The 26,888-nt window shown below is 69.0% G+C and carries 24 protein-coding genes and 1 pseudogene; 19 read left to right on the top strand and 6 right to left on the bottom strand.

The window, feature by feature from the left end; genetic code table 11:
• On the bottom strand, positions 1-828 hold the full coding sequence (gene mutM, locus AAFF32_RS02790) for a bifunctional DNA-formamidopyrimidine glycosylase/DNA-(apurinic or apyrimidinic site) lyase (RefSeq protein ID WP_216965189.1): 828 nt from the start codon (positions 826-828) through the stop codon (positions 1-3).
• A gap of 42 nt (positions 829-870) precedes the next feature.
• Between mutM and AAFF32_RS02785 the strand changes: the two genes are divergently transcribed.
• The 6 genes from AAFF32_RS02785 (at position 871) to AAFF32_RS02760 (ending at position 9,200) form a co-directional block, all read left to right on the top strand.
• Positions 871-1,746 carry a CHAD domain-containing protein gene (locus tag AAFF32_RS02785; protein ID WP_342316433.1) on the top strand — a complete coding sequence of 292 codons (876 nt, stop codon included), beginning with the start codon at positions 871-873 and terminating at the stop codon, positions 1,744-1,746.
• A gap of 139 nt (positions 1,747-1,885) precedes the next feature.
• Positions 1,886-3,073 (top strand): fatty acid desaturase, encoded by a 1,188-nt coding sequence (locus tag AAFF32_RS02780; protein WP_216965194.1) that lies wholly within the window; start codon positions 1,886-1,888, stop codon positions 3,071-3,073.
• Positions 3,074-3,192: 119 nt separating this feature from the next.
• A complete protein-coding gene (locus tag AAFF32_RS02775; RefSeq protein ID WP_342316432.1) occupies positions 3,193-3,540 on the top strand; it encodes a hypothetical protein in 348 nt (115 codons plus the stop codon).
• 215 nt (positions 3,541-3,755) lie between these two features.
• Positions 3,756-6,113 carry a Tex family protein gene (locus tag AAFF32_RS02770; protein WP_342316431.1) on the top strand — a complete coding sequence of 786 codons (2,358 nt, stop codon included), beginning with the start codon at positions 3,756-3,758 and terminating at the stop codon, positions 6,111-6,113.
• Between the two features lie 274 nt (positions 6,114-6,387).
• Complete coding sequence (locus AAFF32_RS02765; protein ID WP_342316430.1) at positions 6,388-7,695, top strand: M20 family metallopeptidase; 1,308 nt, start codon at positions 6,388-6,390, stop codon at positions 7,693-7,695.
• A gap of 137 nt (positions 7,696-7,832) precedes the next feature.
• Positions 7,833-9,200, top strand: coding sequence for a M20 family metallopeptidase (locus AAFF32_RS02760; RefSeq protein WP_342316429.1), 1,368 nt, complete (start codon positions 7,833-7,835; stop codon positions 9,198-9,200).
• A 202-nt stretch (positions 9,201-9,402) separates the two neighbouring features.
• On the opposite strand, the gene AAFF32_RS02755 is transcribed toward AAFF32_RS02760, so the two are convergent.
• Positions 9,403-9,882, bottom strand: a complete 480-nt coding sequence (locus tag AAFF32_RS02755) for a tRNA (cytidine(34)-2'-O)-methyltransferase (RefSeq protein ID WP_216965213.1) — start codon at positions 9,880-9,882, stop codon at positions 9,403-9,405.
• Between the two features lie 31 nt (positions 9,883-9,913).
• Entirely contained in the window at positions 9,914-10,627 is a 714-nt protein-coding gene (locus AAFF32_RS02750) for an SDR family oxidoreductase (protein ID WP_216965215.1), read from the bottom strand.
• Between the two features lie 229 nt (positions 10,628-10,856).
• Between AAFF32_RS02750 and AAFF32_RS02745 the strand changes: the two genes are divergently transcribed.
• From AAFF32_RS02745 to AAFF32_RS02730, 4 genes and pseudogenes are all read left to right on the top strand, one after another.
• Positions 10,857-13,709 carry a pitrilysin family protein gene (locus AAFF32_RS02745; protein WP_342316428.1) on the top strand — a complete coding sequence of 951 codons (2,853 nt, stop codon included), beginning with the start codon at positions 10,857-10,859 and terminating at the stop codon, positions 13,707-13,709.
• A 182-nt stretch (positions 13,710-13,891) separates the two neighbouring features.
• Positions 13,892-14,206: pseudogene (locus AAFF32_RS02740) on the top strand (DUF4156 domain-containing protein); the annotation flags it as partial.
• Between the two features lie 280 nt (positions 14,207-14,486).
• Positions 14,487-15,509, top strand: coding sequence for a 3-oxoacyl-ACP synthase III (locus AAFF32_RS02735; RefSeq protein ID WP_216965221.1), 1,023 nt, complete (start codon positions 14,487-14,489; stop codon positions 15,507-15,509).
• 73 nt (positions 15,510-15,582) lie between these two features.
• Positions 15,583-16,482: an alpha/beta fold hydrolase gene (locus AAFF32_RS02730; RefSeq protein ID WP_216965223.1), complete on the top strand. Its 900-nt coding sequence runs from the start codon at positions 15,583-15,585 to the stop codon at positions 16,480-16,482.
• Positions 16,483-16,737: 255 nt separating this feature from the next.
• Here AAFF32_RS02730 and AAFF32_RS02725 read toward each other — a convergent pair whose 3' ends face one another.
• A complete protein-coding gene (locus tag AAFF32_RS02725; protein ID WP_216965225.1) occupies positions 16,738-17,121 on the bottom strand; it encodes a YkgJ family cysteine cluster protein in 384 nt (127 codons plus the stop codon).
• 102 nt (positions 17,122-17,223) lie between these two features.
• Between AAFF32_RS02725 and oleC the strand changes: the two genes are divergently transcribed.
• The 7 genes from oleC to AAFF32_RS02690 all read left to right on the top strand — a co-directional run bounded on the left by oleC (position 17,224) and on the right by AAFF32_RS02690 (position 24,067).
• Entirely contained in the window at positions 17,224-18,882 is a 1,659-nt protein-coding gene (gene oleC / locus AAFF32_RS02720) for an olefin beta-lactone synthetase (RefSeq protein WP_342316427.1), read from the top strand.
• 274 nt (positions 18,883-19,156) lie between these two features.
• The gene (gene oleD / locus AAFF32_RS02715) at positions 19,157-20,152 is read left to right on the top strand and encodes a 2-alkyl-3-oxoalkanoate reductase (RefSeq protein ID WP_342316426.1); all 996 of its coding nucleotides are present in this window, start codon (positions 19,157-19,159) and stop codon (positions 20,150-20,152) included.
• A gap of 88 nt (positions 20,153-20,240) precedes the next feature.
• Positions 20,241-20,399, top strand: a complete 159-nt coding sequence (locus AAFF32_RS02710; protein ID WP_137833591.1) for a DUF1328 domain-containing protein — start codon at positions 20,241-20,243, stop codon at positions 20,397-20,399.
• Between the two features lie 100 nt (positions 20,400-20,499).
• Positions 20,500-21,147 (top strand): SCP2 sterol-binding domain-containing protein, encoded by a 648-nt coding sequence (locus AAFF32_RS02705; protein ID WP_216965230.1) that lies wholly within the window; start codon positions 20,500-20,502, stop codon positions 21,145-21,147.
• Positions 21,144-22,820 (top strand): ubiquinone biosynthesis regulatory protein kinase UbiB, encoded by a 1,677-nt coding sequence (gene ubiB / locus AAFF32_RS02700; protein ID WP_342316425.1) that lies wholly within the window; start codon positions 21,144-21,146, stop codon positions 22,818-22,820. The genes AAFF32_RS02705 and ubiB overlap by 4 nt, the downstream gene beginning before the upstream one ends.
• Before the next feature lie 186 nt (positions 22,821-23,006).
• A complete protein-coding gene (locus AAFF32_RS02695) occupies positions 23,007-23,255 on the top strand; it encodes an endonuclease domain-containing protein (RefSeq protein ID WP_254200790.1) in 249 nt (82 codons plus the stop codon).
• Positions 23,256-23,359: 104 nt separating this feature from the next.
• Complete coding sequence (locus tag AAFF32_RS02690) at positions 23,360-24,067, top strand: pseudouridine synthase (protein WP_342317205.1); 708 nt, start codon at positions 23,360-23,362, stop codon at positions 24,065-24,067.
• Here the strand turns inward: AAFF32_RS02690 and AAFF32_RS02685 are convergent.
• Complete coding sequence (locus AAFF32_RS02685; protein WP_216965234.1) at positions 24,064-24,399, bottom strand: hypothetical protein; 336 nt, start codon at positions 24,397-24,399, stop codon at positions 24,064-24,066. The genes AAFF32_RS02690 and AAFF32_RS02685 overlap by 4 nt on opposite strands.
• Before the next feature lie 330 nt (positions 24,400-24,729).
• Between AAFF32_RS02685 and arfB the strand changes: the two genes are divergently transcribed.
• Together arfB and AAFF32_RS02675 are read left to right on the top strand one after the other, a co-directional pair.
• Positions 24,730-25,149 (top strand): alternative ribosome rescue aminoacyl-tRNA hydrolase ArfB, encoded by a 420-nt coding sequence (gene arfB / locus AAFF32_RS02680; RefSeq protein ID WP_342316424.1) that lies wholly within the window; start codon positions 24,730-24,732, stop codon positions 25,147-25,149.
• 49 nt (positions 25,150-25,198) lie between these two features.
• Positions 25,199-25,804, top strand: coding sequence for a lysophospholipid acyltransferase family protein (locus tag AAFF32_RS02675; protein WP_342316423.1), 606 nt, complete (start codon positions 25,199-25,201; stop codon positions 25,802-25,804).
• A gap of 58 nt (positions 25,805-25,862) precedes the next feature.
• On the opposite strand, the gene AAFF32_RS02670 is transcribed toward AAFF32_RS02675, so the two are convergent.
• Positions 25,863-26,831, bottom strand: coding sequence for a LysR substrate-binding domain-containing protein (locus AAFF32_RS02670; RefSeq protein WP_342317203.1), 969 nt, complete (start codon positions 26,829-26,831; stop codon positions 25,863-25,865).
• Between the last annotated feature and the right edge of the window lie 57 nt (positions 26,832-26,888).

Genomic DNA, 26,888 nt, shown 5'->3' with positions numbered 1-26,888 from the left:
TCACTTCTGGCAGTGGCCGCACCAAACGGTCGTGCGTTGGCCGATGGCGGCCTGTTTCAGCGGCCGTCCGCAGCGCGGACAGGGCTCGCCGCCCCGGCCGTAGGCGGACAGTTCCTGCTCGAAATAGCCCGGGGCACCGTCCGGGGCGATGAAGTCCCGCAGCGTCGTCCCGCCGCGTTCGATGGCATGGCCGAGGATGCGGCGGACCTCGTCGGCCAGGCGCTGGTAGCGCTCGCGCGAGACCTTGCCGGCCGCGCGCAGCGGCGAGATGCCGGCGGCGAACAGCGCTTCGGCCACGTAGATGTTGCCAACCCCGACCACCACGCGTTGGTCCATCAGGAAGGTCTTCACCGGCGCGCTGCGGCCCCGGCTCAGGGCGAACAGGTAGTCGCCGTCGAAGCCGTCCGACAGCGGTTCCGGCCCCAGGTCGGCGAGCAGTTCGTGGGTGTCGCCGGGCGGTTGCCAGAGCAGGCAGCCGAATCGGCGCGGGTCGTTGAAGCGCAGCACGCGCGCGCCCTGTCGGCCTTCGGGGGCCAGCGCGATGTCGACGTGGTCGTGGGCGCGCACCGGCGTGTCGGCCGGCAGCACGCGCAGGCTGCCGGACATGCCCAGGTGCAGCAGGGCGCTGCCGGCCTGCGTGTCCAGCAACAGGTACTTGGCGCGTCGGCGCACCGACTCGATGCGCTGGCCGGGAAGCAGGCGCGCGACCTCGTCCGGGATCGGCCAGCGCAGGTCCGGCCGGCGTAGGGTCACGCCCGCCACGCGGCGGCCTTCGACGTGCGGCGCCAGGCCGCGACGGGTGGTTTCGACTTCGGGAAGCTCGGGCATGGGGCGAGCGTACTATCGGGATTCACGACCGGAGTCGGATGGATGGGTTCGCGACGCGCGATGGACAAGGCATCGCCCAGCCGAACGCAAGAACCCGCCGGCCCGGCCTCGCCCGGGGCGGCCCTGTGCGCCTACACGCGGGGCGAGATCGACGCCGCGCACGAGGCACTGGCCGACCCGGACCTGCACGAAGGCGTCCACCTGGCGCGCAAGGCGATCCGCCGCGCCCGCGCCGCGCTGGCGTTGGGCGACGGCCTCCTGGGCCCGGGCGCGGGGCTGCTCGACCGCGAACTGCGCGCGCTGAACCGCGGGCTGTCGACCCTGCGCGACGCGCACGCCCTGGTGGAAGTGCTCGACCGCCTGCTCAAGCGCGAACGCAAGGACGACGTGCGCCAGGTGCTGACGCGTGCATGCGAGGCCGCCGTCGCCGCGCGCGCCCGCGTCGGCGCGGCGGCGATCCAGACCGACCCCGGGCTGGGCGCGCGCCGGGCCCTGTTGGCGGTGTTCCGCGCCGCGTTGCCGGCGCTGGATTGGCACCGGCTGACGTCCGCCGGCCTGCGCATGGGCGTGGCCGACAGCGACCTGCGCACCCGCGAGGCGCAGGCCCGCGCACGCCACAGCGGCGACGACGAGGACTGGCACCGCTGGCGCCGTCGCGCCCGCCGCGCTTCGCAGCAGCGCCGGGCGCTGGAACTGATCGGCCTGCCGGTGGCCGCCGCGTCGGAGTTGTTCGACAAACGCACCGCCGAGCAGCTCGGCCGCGCCCAGGATCTCGCCCTGTTGCTGGACCATTGCCGCCGGGACTCCCCATTCAGCAAGCAGGACCGCCAAGCGTTGCGCGAGCGCGCGGAACCCGCGCTACGGCGTGCCCGGCGTCGCATCGCACGCAATCTCGACGTGGCTTGCCAGGCGGACTGAACGACCCCATCACAAATACAGGCCATACAGGCGCGAACGGTGCTGTGCCACTGGCATGATTCGCAACGGATGGCCGCGTGCCTGCCTGCCGCCCGATCGTTCACCGCTGTTCCGCCGGCAATCCCCGGAGCCGAAGTAAATGTCCGTTTCCCTGCTCGATTTCCTCGCCGGCGGCCTGGTCCAGGCCAGCTGGGGCGAAATGCTGATCTGGCTGCTGGTGGTCACCCAGCTGACGATCCTCTCCGTCACGCTGTACCTGCATCGTTCGATGGCGCACCGCTCGGTGGACTTCCATCCGGTGCTGGCGCACGTCTTCCGCTTCTGGGCGTGGCTCACCACCTCGATGATCACGCGCGAGTGGGCGGCGATCCATCGCAAGCACCACGCCAAGTGCGAGACCGAGGAAGACCCGCACAGCCCGCAGTTCAAGGGCATCGACACGGTGATGTGGCGCGGCGTGGAGCTGTACCGCGAAGCGCGCGGCCAGCGCGAGGACATCGAGAAGTACGGCAAGGGTTGCCCGGACGACTGGATCGAGCGCCACCTCTACACCCCGCACGCGACGATGGGCCCGGTGCTGATGCTGGCGATCAGCATCGTGCTGTTCGGCTTCATGGGCGTGGCGGCGTGGGCGATCCAGATGGTGTGGATCCCGTTCTGGGCCGCGGGCGTCGTCAACGGCCTGGGCCACTGGTGGGGCTACCGCAACTTCGAGACCACCGACACCGCGACCAACCTCACGCCGTGGGGCTTCTGGATCGGCGGCGAAGAACTGCACAACAACCACCATGCGTTCCCGAGCTCGGCGAAGTTCGCGCTGCGCAAGTGGGAGTTCGACATCGGCTGGAGCGCGATCAAGCTGTTGGAGAAGGTCGGCCTGGCCAAGGTGCTGCGCGTGGCGCCGACGCTCGACGTGCGTCCCAACATCGCCATGCCCGACGGCGAAACGCTGCGCGCGCTGCTGGCGATCCGCTTCCAGGCGATGACCGATTACTACCGCAACGTCACGCTGCCGGCGCTGCGCGAGGCGAAGTTCAAGCTGCCGCGCAATCTGCGCCAGGGCCTGGCCGACGACGGCCGCTGGCTGGACGACGACAAGCGCGCCAAGCTGCAGGCATGGCTGGCCGAACGCCCGAAGATGGCCACGCTGGCCGACTTCCGCCAGCGTTTGGCGCAGGTGCTCGACGACCGCTCGCACGACGCGCAGGCCACGCTGGCCAAGCTGCACGCCTGGTGCACCGAGGCCGAGGCCAGCGGCATCCAGGCGCTGCAGGCGTTCTCCGCGCGCCTGAAGGGCTACGCCCTGGCGCCGGCACGCACGGCCTGACCGTCGTTTCGATGGCGATGGACCGCGCCGTTCCGAACAAGCCCGCGCCGCAACGCGCGGGCTTTTTGTTGTGCGTGGCGCTGGCATGCGCCGCGAATGCGAACGCCCAATCGATCCCGATGAACCTGTCCGGCCGCACGCCGAGCGCGCCCGCGCAGGCGTCGGCCGAGGCGCCGCAAGTCGATCGTCCTGCCGTGGAAGCCAGCACCGACTACGTCGCGCGCATGGACGCCGATCACGACGGCCGCGTTTCGCTCGTCGAGTACCAGGACTGGTTGAGCTACGCGTTCACGCGCATGGACGCCAACCGCGACGGCATGTTGTCGGTGGACGAACTGCCCGGCGGCCGCGGCACGCCGGTGAGCCTGGCCGACCACCGCCAGACGCTGGCCGAGCGCTTCGCCCGCCAGGACCGCAACCGCGACGGCTTCCTCGACGCACAGGAATTGCTCGCACCGCCGCAGTAGCCCACGTCAGTAGCCCGGGTAAGCGCAGCGCACCCGGGTCGCGCGCCCGAGGCCCGCGCTGCGCTTACCCGGGCTACCTTGCTGCGTGGCACGACGATGCGAGCCGACCTCGCCATGCGCGCATCGCGGCGATGTCAACGGGTACCGCCCCGCGCCCGCGGTTGCGACAATCCCCGTTCCGCCCGGCCCCGCCGGGGCTCAGACGATTGGAAGCAATGCAGGACCTCAAGCAAGTCGCCGCAAAGATCGCCCGCCTCATCGCCGAGGAAATCAACGCCCAGACGCAGCAGGCGCAGGCCGCCATCGCACTGCTCGACGAAGGCGCGACCGTTCCCTTCATCGCGCGCTACCGCAAGGAAGTCACCGGCGGCCTGGACGACACGCAGCTGCGCAACCTCGAAACGCGCCTGACCTACCTGCGCGAACTGGAAGACCGCCGCGCCGCGGTGCTGAGCAGCATCGAGGAGCAGGGCAAGATGACCGACGCGCTGCGCGCGGACATCGAAGCGGCCGACAGCAAGGCGCGCCTGGAAGACCTGTACCTGCCGTACAAGCAAAAGCGCCGCACGCGCGCGCAGATCGCGCGCGAGGCCGGGCTGGAGCCGCTCGCCGACGGGCTGCTCGCCGATCCCACGCAGGTTCCGGAAGCCGTCGCGGCCGGTTTCGTCGACGCCGAGAAGGGCGTGGCCGACGCGAAGGCCGCGCTCGACGGCGCGCGCGCGATCCTCATGGAGCGCTGGGGCGAAGACGCCGCGCTCGTCGGCGAGCTTCGCAACTGGCTCGGTGAGGTCGGCGTGATCCGCTCGCGCGTGGCCGAAGGCAAGGAGACCGCCGGCGAGAAGTTCCGCGATTACTTCGACCACGCCGAACCGCTGGCGAAGATTCCCTCGCACCGTCTGCTCGCGCTGTTCCGCGGGCGTCGCGAGGAATTCCTGTTCATCGATCTGGATCCGGGCACCGACGCCGACGCCGGCCACCTGCAGGGCGAAGGCCGCGTGGCCGTGCACGCCGGCATCAAGGCGCAGGGTCGCCCCGCCGACAAGTGGCTGGTGGATTCCTGCCGCCTGACGTGGAAGGCCAAGCTGCACCTGCACCTCACGCTCGACCTGTTCGCGCAGGCGCGCGAGAAGGCCGAAAGCGAGGCCATCGACGTCTTCGGCGACAACCTCAAGGACCTGCTGCTGGCCGCGCCCGCCGGGCCGAAGGCCGTGCTCGGCCTCGACCCGGGCCTGCGCACCGGCGTGAAGGTCGCCGTGGTCGATCGCACCGGCAAGCTCGTCGACACCGCGACGATCTATCCGCACGAACCCAAGCGCCAGTGGGACCAGTCGCTGATGATCCTGCGCGCGCTGTGCGCGAAGCATTCGGTGGAACTGATCGCCATCGGCAACGGCACTGCATCGCGCGAGACCGACAAGCTCGCCGGCGACCTGATCAAGCTGGCGCCGGAAGCGAAGATGCAGAAGATCGTCGTCAGCGAGGCAGGTGCGTCGGTGTACTCGGCGTCGGAATTCGCGGCGAAGGAATTCCCGGACCTGGACGTGTCGATTCGCGGCGCGGTGTCGATCGCGCGACGCCTGCAGGATCCGCTGGCGGAGCTGGTGAAGATCGAGCCCAAGGCGATCGGCGTGGGCCAGTACCAGCACGATGTGGACCAGTTCAAGCTGGCGCGCGCGCTGGACGCGCGCGTCGAGGACTGCGTGAACGCGGTCGGCGTGGACGTGAACACCGCGTCCGCCGCGCTGCTCACGCGCGTGTCGGGGCTGTCGTCGACGATCGCGCAGAACATCGTCGTCTACCGCGACGCCAACGGTGCGTTCAAGTCGCGCAAGGAACTGCTGAAAGTGCCGCGCCTGGGCGACAAGACGTTCGAGCAGTGCGCCGGCTTCCTGCGCATCGCCGATGGCGACCAGCCGCTGGACGCCTCGTCGGTGCACCCGGAGGCGTACCCGGTGGTGGAGCGCATCCTCAAGCAGTGCGGTCGCGAAGTGAAGTCGCTGATCGGCGACGCGCCGACCCTGCGCGGATTGAAGGCCGAGCAGTTCACCGACGAGAAGTTCGGCGTGCCGACCGTGCGCGACATCCTGAAAGAGCTGGAAAAGCCGGGCCGCGACCCGCGCCCGGAGTTCAAGGCCGCGCGCTTCGCCGATGGCGTGGAGGACATCAAGGACCTGCGCGAAGGCATGATCCTGGAAGGCGTGGTGAGCAATGTGGCGGCGTTCGGCGCGTTCGTCGACATCGGCGTGCACCAGGACGGGCTGATCCACATTTCCGCGCTGTCGGACAAGTACGTGAAGGATCCGCGCGAAGTGGTGAAGGCGGGTGACATCGTCAAGGTGAAGGTGCTGGAGGTCGACGTGGCGCGCAAGCGCATCGCACTGACGCGCCGCCTGGACGACAGCGCGCCGGCACCGCGCGCGGGCGGTCGCGACGATCGCGATGCACCACGAGGCGGTGCGCCGCGCGGCGGACGCGATGCACGCGGTGGCGGCTTCAACGCCGCGCGCGCGAACACGCCGCCGCCGATGAACAACGCGCTCGCCGCGGCGTTCGCGAAGGCGAAGAAGGACTGACGGACGCGTCTTTCGGTATGTAGCCCGGGTAAGCGCAGCGCACCCGGGTTGCGCGTCGTTCCCCGGGTGCGCTGCGCTTGCCCGGGCTACTGGAGCTGGCGGGAGAAGGTGCCGGCAGGCGGATGAGGGCGCGGGGAAGAGGGGCAAAAGCCGGCGTTGGATATGACGTTGGGGCATGTCCTCAGTCGCGCATGGCCGTGTGCGCGCCAGACCGCGCATCGTCCGGACGGCCCGCAGCCGCTAGGATCGGTCCATTCCCACCGATCCTCCTGCCATGCGCCCGCACCTGCTGCCTGTCCTGATCGCCTCCCTGCTCGCCACGCCCGCCTTCGCGCAGTCGTCCGATGCAACGCCGGACATCGCCACCGCCGCACAATCCGTGCAGAAGGACGTCGTCGCCTGGCGTCGCGACATCCACCAGCATCCGGAACTGGGCAACAACGAAGTCCGCACCGCCAAGCTCGTCGCCGACCAGCTGCGCAAGCTCGGCCTGCAAGTGAAGACCGGCGTCGCGCACACGGGCGTGGTGGCCGTGTTGAAGGGCGGCAAGCCCGGACCGCGCATCGCACTGCGCGCCGACATGGACGCGTTGCCGGTGACCGAGCAGACCGGCCTGCCGTTCGCCTCGAAGGTGAAGACCACCTACCGTGGCCAGGACGTGGGCGTGATGCACGCCTGCGGCCATGACGCGCACGTGGCGATCCTGCTCGGTGTGGCGACGGCGCTCGCCGCGCAGAAGGCGACGCTGCCGGGCGAAGTCATGTTCGTCTTCCAGCCGTCGGAAGAAGGCCCGCCGAATCCCGGCGAGAACTTCGGCGCGAAGTTGATGTTGGACGAAGGCGTCTTCCGCGACTTCAAGCCCGACGCTGTCTTCGGCCTGCACGTCTGGGCGGGGCTGCCGGTGGGCCAGGTCGGCGTGCGCAGCGGGCCGATGCTCGCCGCCGCGGACGAATGGAGCCTGACGGTGCGCGGAAAGCAGACGCACGGCTCGCGGCCGTGGGACGGCGTGGACCCGATCACCGTCGCCGCGCAGATCCTGCTCGGCACGCAGAGCCTGATCGCGCGGCAGGTGAACATCGCCGCGACACCAGCGGTGCTGACCGCCGGCCAGTTCAACGCCGGCGTGCGCTTCAACATTATTCCCGACGAAGCGAAGCTGGTCGGCACGCTGCGCACGTTCGATGCGGCGCAGCGCGAGGACATCATCAACCGCTTCCGGCGCACGGCAGAAGATTTCGCCCATGCCAGCGGCGCAACGGCGACGCTCGATGTCGCCGCCAACGCGCCGGCGACCGTCAACGATCCGGCGCTGACCGCGCGCGTGCGCCCCTCGCTGCAACGCGCGGTGGGCGAGGCGAACGTCGTCGAGATGCCGATGGTGACGGTGGCGGAGGACTTCGCGCAGTTCGCCAACACGGTGCCGGGCGTGTACTTCTTCGTCGGCTCCACGGCGAAAGGCACCGACCCGGCGAAGGCGCCGATCAACCATTCGCCGCAGTTCCTGCTCGACGAACAGGCGCTGGACGTGGGCGTGCGCGTGACGTTGCAGGTGGCGCTGGATTATTTGCGGGGCGCGCAGTAAGCCCGACGTAGCCCGGGTAAGCGAAGCGCACCCGGGGTCGAGCGTGAGGCCTCCCGGATGCGCCGCGCTTACCCGGGCACCCAATCCGGCAAAGTCGTGTGCGTTAGGATCGACGGACCAACCGGGGAGTTCCGTCGATGCGCCTGATGCCCGCGCTGCTGAGCAGCGCTTTGCTTGCCACGCCCTTGTTCGCACACGCGCAGGCCGCGCCTGCCGGCGAGCGGCCCGAAGTCGTCGCCGCCGCCAAGGCCGTGCAGCAGAAGGTCGTCGCCTGGCGGCGTGATTTCCACCAGCACCCGGAGCTGTCCAACCGCGAGGAGCGCACCGCCGCCAAGGTCGCCGAGCACCTGCGCGCACTCGGCCTGAAGCCGAAGGTCGGCATCGCGCACCATGGCGTGGTCGCGATCATCGAAGGCGGCAAGCCCGGCCCGCGCGTCGCGCTGCGCGCCGACATGGACGCGCTGCCGGTGACCGAGCAGGTGGACCTGCCGTTCGCGTCGAAGGCCACGGCGACGTTCCGCGGCGAGACAGTCGGCGTGATGCACGCCTGCGGCCATGACGCGCACACCGGCATCCTGCTGGGCATCGCCGATGCGCTGGTGAAGATGAAGGCCGATCTGCCTGGTTCGGTGATGCTGGTCTTCCAGCCGTCGGAAGAGGGCGCGCCCGACGGCGAGGAAGGCGGTGCATCGCTGATGCTGGAGGAGGGCCTGTTCAAGGACTTCAAGCCTGACGCGATGTTCGGATTGCACGTGTTCTCGACGCTGCCGGTCGGCCAGATCGGCGTGCGCCAGGGGCCGCTGATGGCGGCGTCCGACAAGTTCACCATCAAGGTGAAGGGCCGTCAGACCCACGGCTCGCGTCCGTGGGGCGGCATCGATCCCATCGTCGCCGCGGCCGACGTGATCGGCACGGCGCAGACCATCGTCAGCCGCCGCACCGACATCGCCAAGTTGCCGGCGGTGGTGAGCTTCGGCGCGATCAAGGGCGGCATCCGCTACAACATCATTCCGGATGAGGTGGAACTGGTCGGCACGATCCGCACCTTCGACGAGGGCATGCGCCAGCGCATCTTCGGCGACCTGAAGAACGTGGCCGAGCATGTCAGCGCCGCCAACGGCGCGACCGCCGTGGCGAACGTGCCCGACAGCGACGGCAACCCGGTAACAGTGAACGATCCGGCGCTGACCGCGCGCATGATCCCGAGCCTGCAGGCCGTGGCCGGCGCGGCCAACGTGATCGAACCGCCGCTGCAGATGGGCGCGGAGGATTTCTCGTTCTACGCGAAGGAAGTGCCGGCGATGTTCTTCTTCGTCGGCGCGACGTCCAAGGGCATCGACCCGGTGACGGCGCCGAGCAACCACTCGCCGAAATTCGCGCTGGATGAGTCGGCGCTGGACCTGGGCCTGCGCGCGCTGCTGCAGGTGACGCTGGATTATCTGCATGCGCCGACGGGCGCGGTGGCGGCGAGCGGCGCGGAGGCTGCGGAGCACGCCGAGGGTTGAGATCGCAGCGGCATCGACGAGCCGTCATCCCGGCGAAGGCCGGGATCCAGGCCGAATGCGCCTCGATGCTCGCGTTCTCACATTCGCCGTCATCCCAGCGAAAGCTGGGATCCATCTTGCTTTCCGATGAGCGCGTCGAGACAAATCAAAATGGATCCCAGCTTTCGCTGGGATGACGGAAAGAAGGAGCTGCGCGGAGGCCCTACGCGCTCCCCGCAAACCCACTCTGCCGCCACGCCTCGAACACCACCACCGCCACCGCGTTGGACAGGTTGAGGCTGCGGTTCTCCGGTCGCATCGGCAGGCGCAGGCGCTGCGCGGCGGGGACGCTCTCGAGCACGTCCGTCGGCAGGCCGCGCGTCTCCGGGCCGAAGAGGAATGCATCGCCCGCTTCGTAACGCGGCGTATCGAAGCGCACCGTCCCGCGCGTACTCAGCGCGAACAACCGCGGCGGCTTGCCGTTGGCGGCGGTGATCGTCGCCAGTGCGGCGGACAGGTCGGCGTGCACCTGCAAGGTCGCGTACTCGTGATAGTCGAGCCCCGCGCGCTTGAGCTGCTTGTCTTCCAGCGTGAACCCCAGCGGTTCGATCAGGTGCAGCCGTGCGCCCGTGTTGGCGCACAGGCGGATCACGTTGCCCGTGTTGGGCGGGATTTCCGGCTGGAACAGGATGACGTCGAACATGCGCGCATGATCGCCCGCGACACGGCGCGCGTCACCACGCGACGGGCTTGCCGCGGTAGTCGATGAAGCGGCCGCTGTCGGCGGACTTGAGCCCGTCGATGACCTTCAGCAGCCCGCGCACGGATTCGGTCGCCGGAATCTGCGCGCCGCTGCCGCCCATGTCGGTCTGCACCCAGCCCGGATGCAGCGCCACCACCGTGATCGAGCGTTCGCGCAGCGCGGAGGCCAGCAGCGCGGTGCCCATGTTCTGCGCGGCCTTCGACATGGCGTAGCTGGGCGTATAGAAGCCTTCCACCGCCTCGATCGACCCCAGCACCGACGACAGGTTCGCGACCTTGGCGCCGTCGGCGAGGCGTTCGGCCAGCGCCTGGGTGAGCAGGAACGGCCCAGATGCGTTGGTGCGGAAGCTGTCGTCCAGCTGCGCGGGCGGCACGTGGCCGAAGCGCTCGCCCGAATGCAGCACGCCGGCGTTGTTGACCAGCAGGTCGATGCCGTCGATGACCAGCGGCAGTTCGCGGGCCAGTTCGGCGTGCGTTTTCGGTTCGGCCACGTCCAGCGGCAGCACATGCAGGCGGCCGGGATGCTCGCCGACGAGCTGGTTGAGGGCGTTGGCCTTGCCGGGGTGGCGGCTGGTGGCGACGACATGGTCGCCGGCGGCCAGGAGCTGGCGGACGAATTCCAGGCCCAGGCCGCGGTTGGCGCCGGTGACCAGACTGCGTCGGGGAGTGCGCTGGGTGGGCGACATCGCGGGCGTCCGGCCGGAAGGGACGCCCAGTCTAGGGAGGATGGGGTGGAGCCGTCGCTTCGATGCCGGCCCGCACCCCGGATCACCGCATCGGGCCCGGCTGTATCGATACGAAATTGACACCTCGGCTCGGGACTTGTGGCCTAGTGCCGCCGTTCACGACGCGCGGCTAGGATGCTGGACCGGCCTGGCCTTCCGGCCCGGCCCCGCTTTTTCCAAGGAGTCCCCCATGTCGCTGTCGTCCCGCCCGCGCGCTGCCGCGCTCGCCCTGGCCCTGGCCGTCACCTTCACCGGCGTCGCCTTCGCGCCGGCGACCGTGACCGCCGCGCCGAAGGCGACGGTCGACATTCCCTATGAGGAGTTCACGCTCCCCAACGGCCTGCGCGTGGTGGTGCACACCGACCGCAAGGCGCCGATCGTGGCGGTGAACCTGTGGTACCACGTCGGCAGCAAGGACGAACCGGCCGGCCGCACGGGCTTCGCGCACCTGTTCGAACACCTGATGTTCAACGGTTCGGAAAACCACCGCGGCGAATACTTCGAACCCTTCGAGCTGGTCGGCGCCACCGACATGAACGGCACGACCAACTCCGATCGCACCAACTACTTCCAGAACGTGCCCACCACCGCGCTCGACATGGCGCTGTGGATGGAGTCCGACCGCATGGGCCACCTGCTCGGCGCGATCGACCAGAAGGTGCTCGACGAGCAGCGCGGCGTGGTCCAGAACGAAAAGCGCGAGGGCGAGAACCAGCCCTACGGCCAGGTCTGGGATGCGTTGGGCAAGGCGCTGTATCCGAAGACGCACCCGTACCATCACAGCACGATCGGCTCGATGGCCGACTTGGACGCCGCTTCGCTCGACGATGTGAAGGGCTGGTTCCGCACCTGGTACGGGCCGAACAACGCGGTGCTGGTGCTGGCCGGCGACATCGACGTGGCCACCGCGAAGGAAAAGGTCACGCGCTTCTTCGGCGACATCCCGGCCACGCCGACGATGGCGCAACCGAAGGTGGACGTCGCGCCGCTGGCGCAGTCCACCCGCGCGACCATGACCGACAAGGTGCCGCAGGCGCGCATCCACCGCGTGTGGAACGTGGCGCAGGTCGGCACGCCGGAATTCGACAAGCTGCAGCTGTTCGCCCAGGTGCTGGGCGGCAGCAAGTCCTCGCGCCTGGACAAGCGACTGCTGCATGAGGAAAAGCTGGTCGACAACGTGTCCGCGGCCGCGTACCCGATGCAGCTGAGCTCCAACTTCGTCATCACCGCCGACGTGAAGCAGGGCGTGGATCCGGCGAAGGTCGAGGCGATCATCGACGAGGAGCTGAAGAAGCTGCTCCGCGACGGTCCGACGAAGACGGAACTCGAACAGGCGCGCACCGTCTTCAAGGCCGGCTTCGTGCGCGGCATCGAGCGCATCGGCGGCTCCGGCGGCAAGGCCGACGCGCTGGCCGAGTGCACCGTATACACCGGCGACCCGGGTTGTTTCCGCGACAGCCTGAAGATCATCGACACCGCCAGCGCGACCGACCTGGGCAAGGTCGCCAACACCTGGTTGACGAAGGGAAGCCACACGCTCGTCGTGGTGCCGGGCGATCGCACGGCCGTCACCGAGGACGCTTCGGTCACGCCCGCGCCGCTGACCCTGCCGCCGGTGGATGCGAAGTACACCACCACGCCCGCGACGGTCGACCGCAGCCTGGGCGTGCCGCAGACCACGCGCTACCCGGACCTGAAATTCCCCTCGCTGCAGCGCGCCACGCTCAAGAACGGCACCACCGTCATCCTCGCCGAACGCCACGACATCCCCGTGGTGCAGATGAGCTACGAGTTCACCGGCGGCTTCAGCGCCGACCAGGGCCGCAAGCTGGGCACCTCGAGCTTCGCGATGGGCATGATGGACGAAGGCGCCGGCGAGCTGGACGCGCTGGCCTTCGGCGATCGCGCCGAATCGCTGGGCGCCAACCTCGGCGCGGGCGCCTCGCTCGACGGCGGCAAGGCGTATCTGTCGGCGTTGAAGCAGAACCTGGATCCGTCGGTGGCGCTGTTCTCGAAGATGCTGCGCGAGCCGCGCTTCGACCAGAAGGAAATCGACCGCGTGAAGGCGACCTGGATCGCCGGCATCAAGCAGGAAAAGGCCCGCCCCAACGGCGCCGCGCTGCGCGTGCTGCCGCCGCTGCTGTACGGCCAGGGCCATGCGTACGCGATGCCGTTCAGCGGCAGCGGCACGGAGGAGTCCATCGCCTCGCTCACGCGCGATGACCTGGTGGACTTCCATCGCGACTGGGTGCGTCCGCAGGACGCGACGCTGATCGTGGTGGGCGACACCACGCTGAAGGAAATCGTCCCGCTGCTGGACAAGCACCTGGGCGACTGGAAGCCCACGGGCGACGCGCCGCCGCGACCGCAGATCGGCGAGGTCGCCCGTCCCGCGAAGCCGCGCGTGTTCCTGATCGACCAGCCGGGCGCCGTGCAGGCCAACATCTTCGCCGGCGAAGTCGTGCCTTCGACCAAGGACGCCGATTCGGTGCGCTTCGACATCGCCAACTCGGTGCTGGGCGGCGAGTTCTCCTCGCGTCTGAACATGAACCTGCGCGAGGGCAAGCACTGGGCCTACGGCGCCTACAGCTTCTCGGCCAACGCGCTTGGCCAGCGCCCGTGGATGGCGTTCGCGCCGGTGCAGATCGACAAGACCGCCGATTCGCTGAAGGAACTGCAGCGCGAGATCACCGACTACGCCAGCGGCAAGGCGCCGCCGCAGCCGGAGGAAGTGGCGAAGATCCAGGCCACCGAGATCCGCAGCCTGCCGGGCGCGTTCGAAACCGGTTCGGCCGTGCTGGGCGCGATCAGCGGCATCGTCCGCTACGACCGGCCGGACGACTACGTGTTCCAGCGCAAGGCGCAGATCGAAGCTTTGACGCCGGAGCAGGTGAAGGCGGCCGCGGCGACGCTCGATCCCAAGGCGCTGACGTGGGTGGTGGTCGGCGATCTCAAGCAGATCGAAAAGCCCGTGCGCGCGCTGAACCTGGGCGAGGTGCACGTGCTCGACGCCGACGGCAACACGATCGCCGCCAAGCCCTGATCCGGCACAGCTCCCCGGCCGTTTGCCGGGGGCTATCGGCCCGGAACCGCAAACCGCGACGGTGGCCTCAGTCGCGGTTCACGGGTTGGCGTTCACAACCTGCCTCGGTGCGGCGACAATCGCGCCCGTTCCTATTCATGTTTGCTGCGCGGCGTCCGCGCCGCACGAATCACGGGGTAACGATGCGTAAGTCGATGTGGGGGATGGTCCTGGTTTCGGCGCTGGTCGCCGGCGGCTGCACCTGGGTGGACATGGCGCCCGGCGCGTCCTCGGTGCGCGTGATCGACGGCAGCGGCCCGCCGGCCGGCTGCGAGAAGCGCGGCGAGGTCGAGGTCACGGTCAAGAACAAGGTCGCCTTCTACGAGCGCAACGACCTGCGCGTGCGCGAGGAGCTGGAGACCATGGCCCGCAACGAGGCCCAAGGCCTGCAGGCCGATACCGTGCAGCCGATGGGCGCGCCGCTCAACGGTTCCCAGCGTTTCGCGGCCTGGCGCTGCGGTGCGGGTCGCGGTGCGTCGCTCCCGGCGGCACCGAAGGCGACCGGCAGCGCGCAGACCTACCCCATCGGCGGCTGACCGGCGCACGCGTCGGATGCGCCCGTCTTCTTATGTAGGAGATGGGTGCCGAGGGGAGGTTTCCGTCTACCGCCTCGTCACAGCGCTGAACCCCGCCACGCCGCCCGTCGGCCGATCCGCCCCACCATTCGGCACCGAATGGCTGGCGGGCCAGATTAAGCGTTAACATGGCGTGTTCTTTTCCGTTTCCGGTCAGCCGCCCATGTTGTTCCAGCACGTTGCCATCGCCGGTCTTGCTCACATCGATGCACCCCGCCGGCTGACCTCGGACGAAATCCACGCCCGTCTCAGGCCCACGCTCGACCGCCTCGGCATCAAGTACAACGTGCTTGAGGAAGTCGCCGGCGTTCGCGAACGCCGCCTGTGGGACGGCGAGGTCAAAGCCTCCGACGCCGCCACGCTCGCCGGCGTCAAGGCGCTGGCCGATGCCGGCATCGACGCCGACCGCGTCGGCCTGCTGGTCAACACCTCGGTCAGCCGCGACTACCTGGAGCCGTCCACGGCCTCCATCGTGTCCGGCAATCTGCGCCTGCCCGACACCTGCCAGAACTTCGACGTCGCCAACGCGTGCCTGGCGTTCCTCAACGGCATGGACATCGCCAGCCGCATGATCGAGCGCGGTGAGATCGACTACGCCCTGGTCGTCAACGGCGAGACCGCCGACCTGGCGTACGAGAAGACGCTCGATCGCCTCAGCCGCGACGACGTCACCGAAGAGCAGTTCCGCGACGAGATGGCCACGCTCACGCTGGGCAGCGGCGCCGCCGCGATGGTGCTGGCGCGCAGCGAGCTGGCGCCGGGTGCGCCGCGTTACCGCGGCAGCGTCACCCGCTCGGCCACCGAGTGGAACCAGCTGTGCCGCGGCGACCTCGTGCACGACCGCATGATCGCCGACGGCCGCATGCTGATGATCGAAGGGCTCAAGCTCGGCCAGAAGACCTTTACCGCCGCGCGCGCCGCGCTGGGCTGGGTGGTGGAGGAGCTCGACGAGTTCGTCATCCACCAGGTCAGCAAGGCGCACACCAAGGCCTTCCTCAAGGCGTTCCGCATCGACCCGAAGAAGGTGCTGACCATCTTCGGCGAGCACGGCAACATCGGCCCGGCCTCGGTGCCGATCGTGCTGAGCAAGCTGCGCGACGGCGGCCGCCTGAAGAAGGGCACGCGCGTTGCGCTGCTGGGCATCGGCTCGGGCCTGAACTGCTCGATGGCCGAAGTGGTCTGGTAAGCGACGCCTTCGCACCACCGAAGAACCCGGCCGCGCGCCGGGTTTTTCTTGCCCGCACGAATTCGCGAACACGATGACGATCCGCCTGCCGCTTCCCGACTATCCGTTCACGCCGAACCGTTTCGATGTCCGCCCGGGCATCGCGATGAGCTTCCTCGACGAAGGCCCGCGCGACGGCGAGGTCGTGGTGATGCTGCACGGCAATCCGTCGTGGAGCTTCTACTGGCGCAAGCTCGTGCTCGGCCTGCGCGATCGCTACCGCTGCATCGTGCCCGACCACGTCGGCATGGGCCTGTCGGACAAGCCCGGCGACGACCGTTACCGCTACACGCTGCAATCGCGCATCGACGATGTCGAAACGCTGCTCGACCACCTGGGCATCACCGGCGATGTCACGCTCGCCGTGCACGACTGGGGCGGCGGCATCGGTTTCGGCTGGGGTTTGAAGCATTCCGCGCGCATCCGCCGGCTCATCGTCACCAACACCGGCTCGTTCCCGCTGCCGGCGAGCAAGCCGCTGCCGAAATCGCTGGTGCTGGGTCGCGATCTTGCGCTGGGCACGTTGCTGATCCGCGGCTTCAATGCGTTCTCCTCCATCGCCTCGTTCGTCGGCGTGGAGAAGAAGATGCCGGCCGACGTGCGCCGCGCCTACGTCGGCCCGTACGACACCTGGGCGAACCGCGTCGCGACCTCGCGCTTCGTGCAGGACATCCCGCTGGGCGAAGGCGACGCCGCCTGGCCGTTGGTGCAGGCGATGGGCCGCAAGCTGCCCGAGTACGCCGACCGCCCGGCGTTCATCGCCTGGGGTCTGCGCGATTTCGTCTTCGACCACCACTTCCTCAAGGGCTTCACCGACGCGCTGCCGCAGGCGACGGTGCACGCGTTCGAGGACGCGGGCCATTACGTGATGGAAGACAAGGGCGAGGAGCTGGTGCCGAAGATGCGGGCGTTCCTGGACGGCAATCCGCTGTAGCAAGGCGGCGTCGGCGAGCGCCGATGCGTTGCCACGGCGCGGCGTGCCCGAAGCGGAGTGCGCATCGCCGAAGCAGGCCCCACCGAAGCCGTCATCCCGGCGAAGGCCGGGACCCAGGCTGTCACGCCCGCCGCCCTCTCTCGTCATTCCAGCGAAAGCTGGAACAAGCGTGCTCGCTCGCCCCGACCCTCACCCCACCTCCTCTCCCGGAGGGAGAGGGGCTAAAGCCACCGAAGTAGAGGGGCTAAAGCGCCCTCAACCCTCCGGCAACGGATTCTTCTCGTCCTCGCTCACGCCGACCCAGTCCTGCGGCGTCAGCACCGGCAGCCCGTGGGCTAGGCGCGACTTGTCGCATTGCGGGCTCGCCGCGCCGAACTCCCACGACGCCGGCACCAGCGCGCACACCGACGGGCGCCGGTCGTGGATGGTGCAGCGGCTGTAGCGGCCGATGTCGGCGTCCAGTGCGATGCAGCGTGGGTTCGGCTGCGAGGTGCCCTTCATCACGCGCTCGTGCGTGCGCAGCGGCTGCGTGAGTTCGAACGGCACCACGCCGCCCAGGGCCGGGTCGGCCTCGGACCAGTGGAAGCTCACTCGGAAGTAGGCGCAGCAGGCGCCGCAGGTCAGACAGGGGTGTTGCATGGGTTGGACCGTCGCGGGTCCGGAATCGCTCGGCCGGGTGCGGAATTTTGAGACTTCCCGCGCCATGCGCAAGGGCCGCGCGGTTCAGGCGAAAATGAATCCATGACCGACGTGTGCAACATCGCCGCCAACCTGCCTGAACTGGCCGCCCGCTTCCCCGACCGCATCGCCATGCGCTGCCCCGGCACGCGCGGGCCGGACGGCCTGGCGCGCTTCGACCTCACCCTGACCTACCGCGACCTGGACGCCCGCAGCGACGCCATCGCCGCCGGCCTGGCGCGGCGCGGGATCGTGCGCGGCACGCGCACGGTGGTGATGGTGCGCCCGTCGCCGGAGTTCTTCCTGCTGATGTTCGCGCTGTTCAAGGCCGGCGCCGTGCCGGTGCTGGTCGATCCGGGCATCGACAAGCGCGCGCTGAAGCAATGCCTGGACGAAGCACAGCCGGCAGCGTTCATCGGCATTCCGCTGGCGCACGTGGCGCGCACCGTGCTGCGCTGGGCGCCGTCGGCGCGAATCCGCATCACCACCGGCGCGCGCGCGTGGCTGTCCGACGCGACGCTGGCGCAGGTCGAGCGCGAAGGCGCGAACGCAGGCGCGCAACTCGCCGACACGCAACCCGACGACGTCGCGGCGATCCTGTTCACCAGCGGCTCCACCGGCGTGCCCAAGGGCGTGGTGTATCGCCATCGCCATTTCGTCGCGCAGATCGCGATGCTGCGCGACGCGCTGGGCATCCAGTCCGGCGGCGTGGACCTGCCGACGTTCCCGCCGTTCGCGCTGTTCGACCCCGCGCTCGGCCTGACTTCGATCATCCCCGACATGGATCCGACCAAGCCGGCGCTCGCCGATCCGCGCAAGCTGCACGACGCGATCGCACGCTTCGGCGTGGACCAGTTGTTCGGCTCGCCCGCGTTGATGGCGGTGCTGGCGAACTTCGGAGCGAAGCTGCCGACGGTGAAGCGCGTGACCTCCGCGGGCGCGCCCGTGCCGGCGGACGTCGTGGCGAAAATGCGCGAACTGCTGCCCGACGATGCCGGCTTCTGGACGCCCTATGGTGCGACCGAATGCCTGCCGGTGGCGGTGATCGAAAGCCGCGAACTCCAGTCCACGCGCGAGGCCACCGAATCCGGCGCCGGCACCTGCGTGGGCCGCGCGGTCGCGCCGAACGAAGTGCGCATCATCGCCATCACCGATGCGCCGATCGCGCAGTGGGACGACACGCAGCCCGTTGAAGAAGGCGTGGTCGGCGAGATCACCGTCGCCGGTCCCACCGTCACCGATACCTACTTCAACCGCGACGCGCAGACGAAGCTGGCGAAGATCGGCGAACGCCTTCCCGACGGCAGCGAGCGCATCGTGCATCGCATGGGCGATGTCGGTTATCTCGACGCGGAAGGGCGCCTGTGGTTCTGCGGGCGCAAGTCGCACCGCGTGGAAACTGCCGACGGGCCGCTGTACACCGAGCAGGTGGAGCCGGTGTTCAACACGCATCGTGATGTCCGGCGAACCGCGCTGGTCGGCGTCGGCGCGATCGGCGCGCAGCGGCCGGTGCTGTGCGTGGAACTGGCGCCGGGCGTGGACGCGCGGCAATGGCAGCGCATCGAGCGCGAACTGCGTGCGATCGGCGCGCCACGCGCCCACGCCGCGCGCATCGACACGTTCCTCGTCCACCCGAAATTCCCGGTCGACATCCGCCACAACGCCAAGATTGGGCGGGAGAAGTTGGCGGTGTGGGTCGCCGGCCGCATCAGCGGTGCATGACGTCGTCCCTCTCCCCTTGAGGCGACCGAAGGGAGCGCAGGGCTGAGAGCGACAGGCGGCCGAAGGCGGCCATGGAGAGGGGTAGGGGCGTTGAAGCACGCGCTGCGCGCGCCCCCTCTTCCACCCCTTCGGGGGCACCTTCTCCCACGAGGGGAGAAGGGGGGCATCATCGGAGCAGGAAACGGCGTCTGGCTCCGGGAGAACGAATAGCCCGCAGCTTTGAAGCCCACACACCTCCCCGCTATCGTGTCGCCTTTGCAGAAAGGGGCGCGCGATGAAGATCCTGGTGACCGGCGGTGGTGGCTTCCTCGGGCAGGCGTTGTGCCGCGGACTGCGTGAGCGCGGCCACGAGGTCGTCAGCTTCAACCGCGGCCGCTACGACGCGCTCGACCGCCTCGGCGTGGCGCAGGTGCAGGGCGACCTCGCGCAGCGCGACGCGGTGATCGCCGCCGCCGCAGGCTGCGAGGCGATCTTCCACAACGCCGCCAAGGCCGGCGCCTGGGGCAGCTACGAGAGCTACCACCTCGCCAACGTCGTCGGCACGCAGAACGTCATCGACGCCTGCCGCGCGCACGGCATCGACCGCCTCGTCTACACGTCCACGCCCAGCGTCACGCACCGCAAGACGCATCCGGTCGAAGGCGGCACCGCCGAGACCGTGCCCTATGGCGACCACCTCAAGGCGCCGTACGCGGCGACCAAGCAGGTCGCCGAGAAGCTCGTGCTGTCCGCGAACGACGCAACGCTCGCCACCGTCGCGCTGCGCCCGCGCCTGATCTGGGGCGTGGGCGACAACCAGCTGCTGCCGCGTCTGGTCGAACGCGCGAAGGCCGGGCGCCTGCGTTTCGTCGGCGACGGCAACAATCGCATCGACACCACCTACGTCGACAACGCCGCGCAGGCGCACTTCGATGCCTGCGAACACCTCGCCGTCGGCGCGGCCTGCGCGGGCCGCGCGTACTTCATCAGCAATGGCGAGCCGCGCACCGTGCGCGAGATCGTCAACGGCCTGCTCGCCGCCGCCGGTGCGCCGCAGGTGACGAAGACGATTCCGTTCGGCGTGGCGTACGCGGTGGGCGTCGCCTGCGAGGGCCTGTGGCACGCGCTGCCGCTCAAGGGCGAGCCGCCGATGACGCGCTTCCTCGCCGAGCAGCTCAGCACCACGCACTGGTACGACATGGCGCCGGCGCGGCACGATTTCGGCTATGTGCCGAGCGTGAGCATTCACGAGGGTCTCACCCGACTGAAGGCGGCCTGCACGGGCGGGTGAGTCGCGCGCGGATCGTCACCCTTCGACGACCGGGTCGTGCCTAGCATCGATCGCACCCAGTCAGGCGCACCGCGCCCGGAGTACATCGATGCTCAGCTACGCCGTCATCTTCTTCGTCATCGCGATCATCGCCGCCGTGCTCGGCTTCAGTGGCATCGCCGGCGCGGCCACCAACATCGCCTGGATCCTGTTCGTCGTCTTCCTGGTCCTGGCGGTCATCTCGATGCTGCGCGGCCGCCGCGTCTGACGAACTGGCTTTGCCCGCGTCGGACGGCCCCACCCCCCGGGCCGTCCGGCGCGAGAGTCTCCCGCCGGGAAGGCGGGCGGGTCGCGGCTACAATGACCGCATGACCGACCCGACCTCCTCGCCACTGGCCTCACTCAAGCCGTTGGCCGGGCGCGCCCTGGAAACCGCCCTCAACCGCGCCCTCGCGCTGGATCCCGACACCCGCGACAGCTTGCGCGCCCTCGATGGCCGCCGCGTCGTGCTGCGCCTGTCCGCGCCGGCGCTGGCGTTGCAGGTGCGCGTGGCGGGCGAACGGCTCGAAGTCGGCCCGGTGCAGGACGAAGAGGCGGATCTGTCGGTGCGCGCCACGCTGGGCGGGCTGCTCTCGCAGCTGCCGTTCCTGCGCAATGACGACGCGCCGCCCGTTGGCAAACTCCGTATCGAGGGCGACGCCGATCTCGCGCGTCGCCTGCAGAAGCTGGCCGAAAGGTTCGATCCGGACTGGCAGCAACCGTTCGTTCGCGTGTTCGGCGAGATCGCCGGCGTGCAGGTCGCCAATGCGGTGGCCGCCGGGCTGCGTCATGCACGCGGCGCGGCGGGCGCGTTCGCGGTGAACGCCGCCGAGTTCGTCACCGAGGAATCGCGCGACGTCGTGCCGCGCGAGGAACTCAACGCCTTCCACGACGACGTCGACACGCTGCGCGACGACGTCGAGCGCCTGGCCGCACGCGTGACGCGCCTGCGCGCACGCGCCGGGGACGCCGCATGAAGCCGGTCTTCCGCGCCTGGCGCATCGGTCGCGTGCTGTTGCGCTATCGCCTGGACGACCTGCTCGACGACACGCCCGTGGAAGGCTGGTTGAAGCTCGCGCGTCCGTTCGTGCCCAGTGCCACCAGCGAAGTCGCGTGCCTCTCGCGCGGCGCGCGTTTGCGCATGGCATTGCAGGAACTGGGCCCGATCTTCGTCAAGTTCGGCCAGATCCTCTCCACCCGACGCGACCTGGTACCGCCGGACGTGGCGGAGGAACTCGCGCTGCTGCAGGACCGCGTGAAGCCGTTCGACGGCCAGGCGGCGCGCGCCATCGTCGAGCTGGCGCTGGGGCGTCCGGTCAGCGAGGCGTTCGTGCAGTTCGACACCACGCCGCTGGCCTCGGCCTCGATCGCGCAGGTGCACGCCGCCACGCTGCCGCCGGATGCCAACGGCGTCTCGCGCGAGGTCGTGGTGAAAGTGCTGCGCCCGGACATCGAGAAGCAGATCGCAGGCGACATCGCGCTGCTCAAGGCGGTCGCGGGCATCGTCGATCGCACGCATCCCAGTGCCGACAAGATCCGCCCGCGCGCGATCGTCGAGGAAGTCGAGAACACGCTCGCCGCCGAACTGGACCTCCAGCGCGAAGGCGCCAACGCCAGCGTGCTGCGCCGCTTCTGGCAGGACAGCGACGACATGTACGTGCCGGAGGTGATCTGGACGCACACGGCCGAGCGCGCACTCACGCTGGAACGCGTGCACGGCATTCCGTCGGACGACATCCCCGCGCTCGACGCCGCCGGCATCGACCGGCGCGCGCTGGCGGCCAAGGGCGTGCGCGTGTTTTACACGCAGGTGTTCCGCGACAACTTCTTCCACGCCGATGCGCACGCCGGCAACATCTGGGTCGACAGCGATCCGTCGCGCCGCGCGAATCCGCGTTTCATCGCGCTGGATTTCGGCATCATGGGCCAGCTCTCGGACGAGGATCAGTACTACCTCGCCGAGAACTTCATGGCGATCTTCAACCGCGATTACCGCCGCATCGCCGAACTGCACGTGCGCGCCGGCTGGATGCCGTCGCACATCCGCATCGACGAACTCGAGGCCGCCGTGCGTGCCGTCTGTGAGCCGTACTTCACGCGGCCGCTGAGCGAGATCTCGCTGGCCGAGGTGCTGCTCAAGCTGTTCCGCACGGCGCAGCGTTACGAACTCACACTGCAGCCGCAGTTGATCCTGCTGCAGAAGACGCTGCTGAACATCGAGGGCGTCGGTCGCCAGCTCGATCCCAAGCTCGACATCTGGGCCGTCGCGCGGCCGGTGCTGCAGCGCATCCTGGTCGAGCGCTACAGCCCGCAACGGCTGGCGAGCGAATTCCGCAAGCGCCTGCCGGAACTGGTGACGCATGCACCGGAAATGCCGCGCCTGCTGCACGCCTGGCTCACGCAGCAGGTCGGGGGGCGGCACGAGTTGAATCTGAATTCGCGCGACCTGGTGGAACTCAACCGCACCCTCCGCCTGGCGCAGCGACGCACGGTGGCGGCGGTGCTCGGCGTCGGCCTGCTGATCTGCGCCGCGGTGCTGTACGGCCTGGAGGCGGGTGGACCGCGATTCTGGTCCGTTCCCGCGTCCGCATGGATCGCCGGACTGGGCGGAATCTGGGCGCTGCTGGCGGCGTGGCCGCGAGGGCGTTAGGAAATCCCTGATGCGTTGACACTCCCTCCCCTGCTTGCAGGGGAGGGTTGGGGAGGGGTGAAGTGATGCCTCATCCCCTCGACGACAGCGGCATGGAAGCGATCTGGAAAAGCGCGCGATGTTTGGGCCGAAGCGCGACTGACGCGGAAGTGAAGCTCTGGCGTCATCTGAAGGGCAGGCAGTTGCATGGCTGCATTCCGACGTCAGTTTCCAATCGCAGGCTACATCGCCGATTTCGCCTGCGTGGAAGCGCGGCTCGTGGTCGAGCTGGATGGCGGCCAGCATGTTGAAGCACGGTCTTACGATGAGCAGCGCACCCAACGAATGAACACTAATGGTTACCGCGTGCTTCGCTTCTGGAATGACGACGTGCTGCTGAGAACACGGCTCGTGCTTGAAGAAATCCTGCGTCACCTTCGGGAGCCTTGCCGGTGACCACTTCACCCCTCCCCAACCCGCCCCTGCAAGCAGGGGCGGGGGCTCGAGAGCCTGCGTCGCAACTCGACGTGCCGCACGTCGACGCGTCGCCCGCTGACGCCCTGCATCTGGACGTGCTTCACCTGGACGACGCCTTCGCCGTCGTCAACAAACCCGCCGGCCTCATGGTTCACGACAGTGCGCTTGCGCGCGGCGAGACCGACTTTGCCGCGGACCGGTTGCGGGAGCAGTTTGGCCGGCCGATCTTCCTCGTGCATCGCCTGGATCGTGCGACCAGCGGTTGCCTGCTGCTGGCCTTCGATCGCGAGAGCGCATCCTCGCTCGGCAAGGTGCTGATGTCGCGCGAGGTGCAGAAGGATTACTGGGCCGTGTGCCGCGGCTGGCCGGAGGAGGCGTTCGTCATCGACCACCCGCTCGATGGCGGCCCCGGCAAGCCGCAGAAGAAGCCGGCCGTGACGCGCTTCGAACGACTGGCGACCACGGAGTTGCAGCTGCCGTCGTCGGGCTTCGAGACCTCGCGCTATTCGCTGCTGCGCGCCGAGCTGGAGACCGGGCGCTTCCGGCAGATTCGCCGTCACCTCAAGCACGTCTCGCACCATCTGATCGGCGACACCAGCCACGGCGACGGTCGACACAACCGCAATTTCCGGATGCTCGGGATCCATCGCATGCTGCTGCACGCGCGGCGGCTCGGCTTCGCGCATCCGCGTGACGGCTCGCGCGTGGAGGTGGTGGCGCCGGTCGATGCCGAGTTTGCCAAGGCGCTGGCGATGTTCGAGGGGTTCGACGCGGACGCGCGGGACCGCTAGATCACCGACACGCCGTCCTGCATCACGCCCAGCAGGACACCGGCGGCGAGCAGGCTCAGTCCCCACAGGAACATGCGGATCGCGCGCGTGTATACCGCGGAGTCCAGCGAGCTGGGGTGCAGCAGCCGCTTCAACGCCAGCAGCTGCGCGAACGTGCCCGCGACCATCGGTGCGACCACGACCAGGTCGATCCAGTGCCACGGCGTGGGATCGTCGGTCCACTGGGTCACGATGCCGAGCGAGAAGGCGGTGAGCACGCCGACGACGGTCATCGAACCGTTGCGGAACACCGAGTCGATCTGCCCGTCCTTCGGAGGCTGTTCGTCCGCCATGGCGCACCGTGGGTGGGAACGTGGGCGGAGTGTAGCGCCGGGGCCCGTGATGCCGTACGCAGGCGGGGCCCCCGGTAGGTTGGCTGTCAGCCGTCATCCCCGCGCAGGCGGGGATCCAACGGTCAGGGGCGTCACGCCTTCCGGAGGGCTTGAAGTGTCTGACCGTTGGATTCCCGCCTACGCGGGAATGACATGCTCTTGCGAATCCCGAATCCCGAATCCCGAATCCCGAATCCCGAATCCCGAATCCCGAATCCCGAATCCCGAATCCCGAATCCCGAATCCCGAATCCCGATTCCCGATTCCCGATTCCCGATAAAGTGCCGCCCCATGCTCCAGATCACGCCCCGCCTGACGATCCCCGACTCGGAACTGGTCGAGCGCTTCGTGCGTTCGGCCGGGCCGGGCGGGCAAAACGTCAACAAGGTCGCCACGGCCGTCGAACTGCGCTTCGACCTGGCCGGTTCACCGTCGTTGCCCGAGCCGCTGCGCGCGCGGCTGCTGGCCCGGCGCGATCGCCGCATCACCGACGAAGGTGTGCTGGTGATCAGCGCCCAGCGCTTCCGCACGCAGGAGCGCAACCGCGAGGACGCCCGCGAGCGTCTGGCGGCCTTCATCGTCGCCGGCCTGCACGTGCCCAAGCCGCGCGTGGCGACCAAGCCCACGCGCGCGGCGAAGGAGCGCCGGCTCAGTGGCAAGCGCGAACGCGGTACGATCAAGCGCGAACGAACCCGGCGCGACTGGGACTGAACATGCAGGAGTCGGTCCGGTGGCCGATGCAGGATTGAAACGAGGGGACATGTCCGAGGCTGATTACCCGGTGCTGCCGCTGCCGCCGAGCGCGCCGCGCATCCACCGCAACCCACTCGTCCGCTGGCTCGGCCGCACCATCCTGCGGCTCGGCGGTTGGCGCATGGAAGGCGCGTTTCCCGACCTCCCCAAGCTGGTGCTGATCGGCGCGCCGCATTCGTCCAACTGGGACGGCGTGTGGGGCTTCTCCGTGCTGATGGCGCTGGGACTGGACCTGAAGGTGCTCGGCAAGGACACGCTGCTGAAGGTCCCCGTGATGGGGCCGATCCTCAAACGCCTGGGCGTGATCCCGGTGGACCGCAAGGCCGCGCAGGGCGTGGTCGAACAGGCCGCGCGGATGATCCGCGAGGCGGACCGGTTCTGGTACGGGCTGGCGCCGGAAGGCACGCGCCGGGCCGTGGAGAAATGGAAGCCGGGCTTCTGGCGCATCGCGCGGGCCGCCGGGGTGCCGGTCGTGCCGGCTTATTTCCACTATGGGCGCCGGACCATCGGCATCGGTGCGCCGTTCGAGCTCACCGACGACTACGAGGCCGACGTGGCCCGCATCCGTGGCTGGTACCGCACGGTCTCCAACGGCAAGAACCACGACGTTTGAACCGTGCGGCCTGAATGGCCCTCACCTCGTGCTGAGGTGGCTGATCGCCGTTTGAACGTCAGCGCTCGGATTGGCCGGTGGAATAGTAGTCGCCCCGCTCGAAAAGCGCGGGCTTTATAAGTTCTACAAATGCACGGGCGTGGGGTGATAAATATTTCCCCTTCCTCACGACCACGCCGTAGGTGCGGGACGGGAAATACTCCGCCAGCGAGCGCGCCGAGAGCCGCTCGCGGTCGGCCTCGGTGAGGCAGATCGCGGTGACGATGCTGATCCCCAGGCCCATCGCCACGTATTGCTTGATGACCTCCCAGCCGCCGACCTCCAGGGCCACGGTGTAGGGCACGCGGTTCTGCTGGAAGACCAGGTCGATGAGCCGGTAGGTGGTCAGCCGCTGCGGCGGCAGGATCAGGCCGTAGGGAGAAAGATCCTCAAGCGAGATCCGCTCCTTCTGCGCCAGAGGGTGGTCGCGGGGCGTGATCAGCATCGGCTCGAAACGGTAGACCGGCTCATAACTAAGGTCGGCCGGGACATCCAGCATCGAGCCCACGGCCAGGTCCACGGCGTCGGAACGCAGCAGGTCCAGGCCGCTGGCGCCGGTGACGTTGTGCAGGCTCAGGCGCACCTCGGGGTGCGCGGCGCGGAAGGCCTCCACGATCGGCGGCAGCAGATACAGGATGGTCGAGCTGCCCGCGGCGACGTTCAGTTCGCCCGCGTCGAGCCCGCGGATACGCTCGCGGAAGACCGCGTCCAGGCCGTCCAGCCCTTCAACCAGCGGGCGGGCGAGGTCGTACAGCTCCTGGCCCTCGCGCGTGAGAGCGATGCGGCGGCCGCTGCGTTCGAGCAGGCGCAAGCCCATTTCCCGTTCCAGCGCCTGCAACTGCAGGGTCACGGCCGGCTGGCTGAGGTACAGCGCCTCGGCCGCGCGCGAGACCGAGCCCAACCGTGCCGTCTGGCAGAAGGCCCGTAGCGGCTTGAGTCGGTCGCCTTTGTAGGCGAAGCGGGGGCTCTTGGTGGACTTTGGGCTCAATGGTTTCAATGCGTATTAGGTTAACTAATGATATGCATTGATAAGTCTGCGTTGTCA

It is taken from the genome of Lysobacter sp. FW306-1B-D06B (assembly GCF_038446665.1).
In the GTDB taxonomy this organism is placed as follows: domain Bacteria; phylum Pseudomonadota; class Gammaproteobacteria; order Xanthomonadales; family Xanthomonadaceae; genus Lysobacter_J.
Note: the sequence above shows the minus strand (reverse complement) of the source record. Positions and strands in the feature narration are given on the sequence as shown.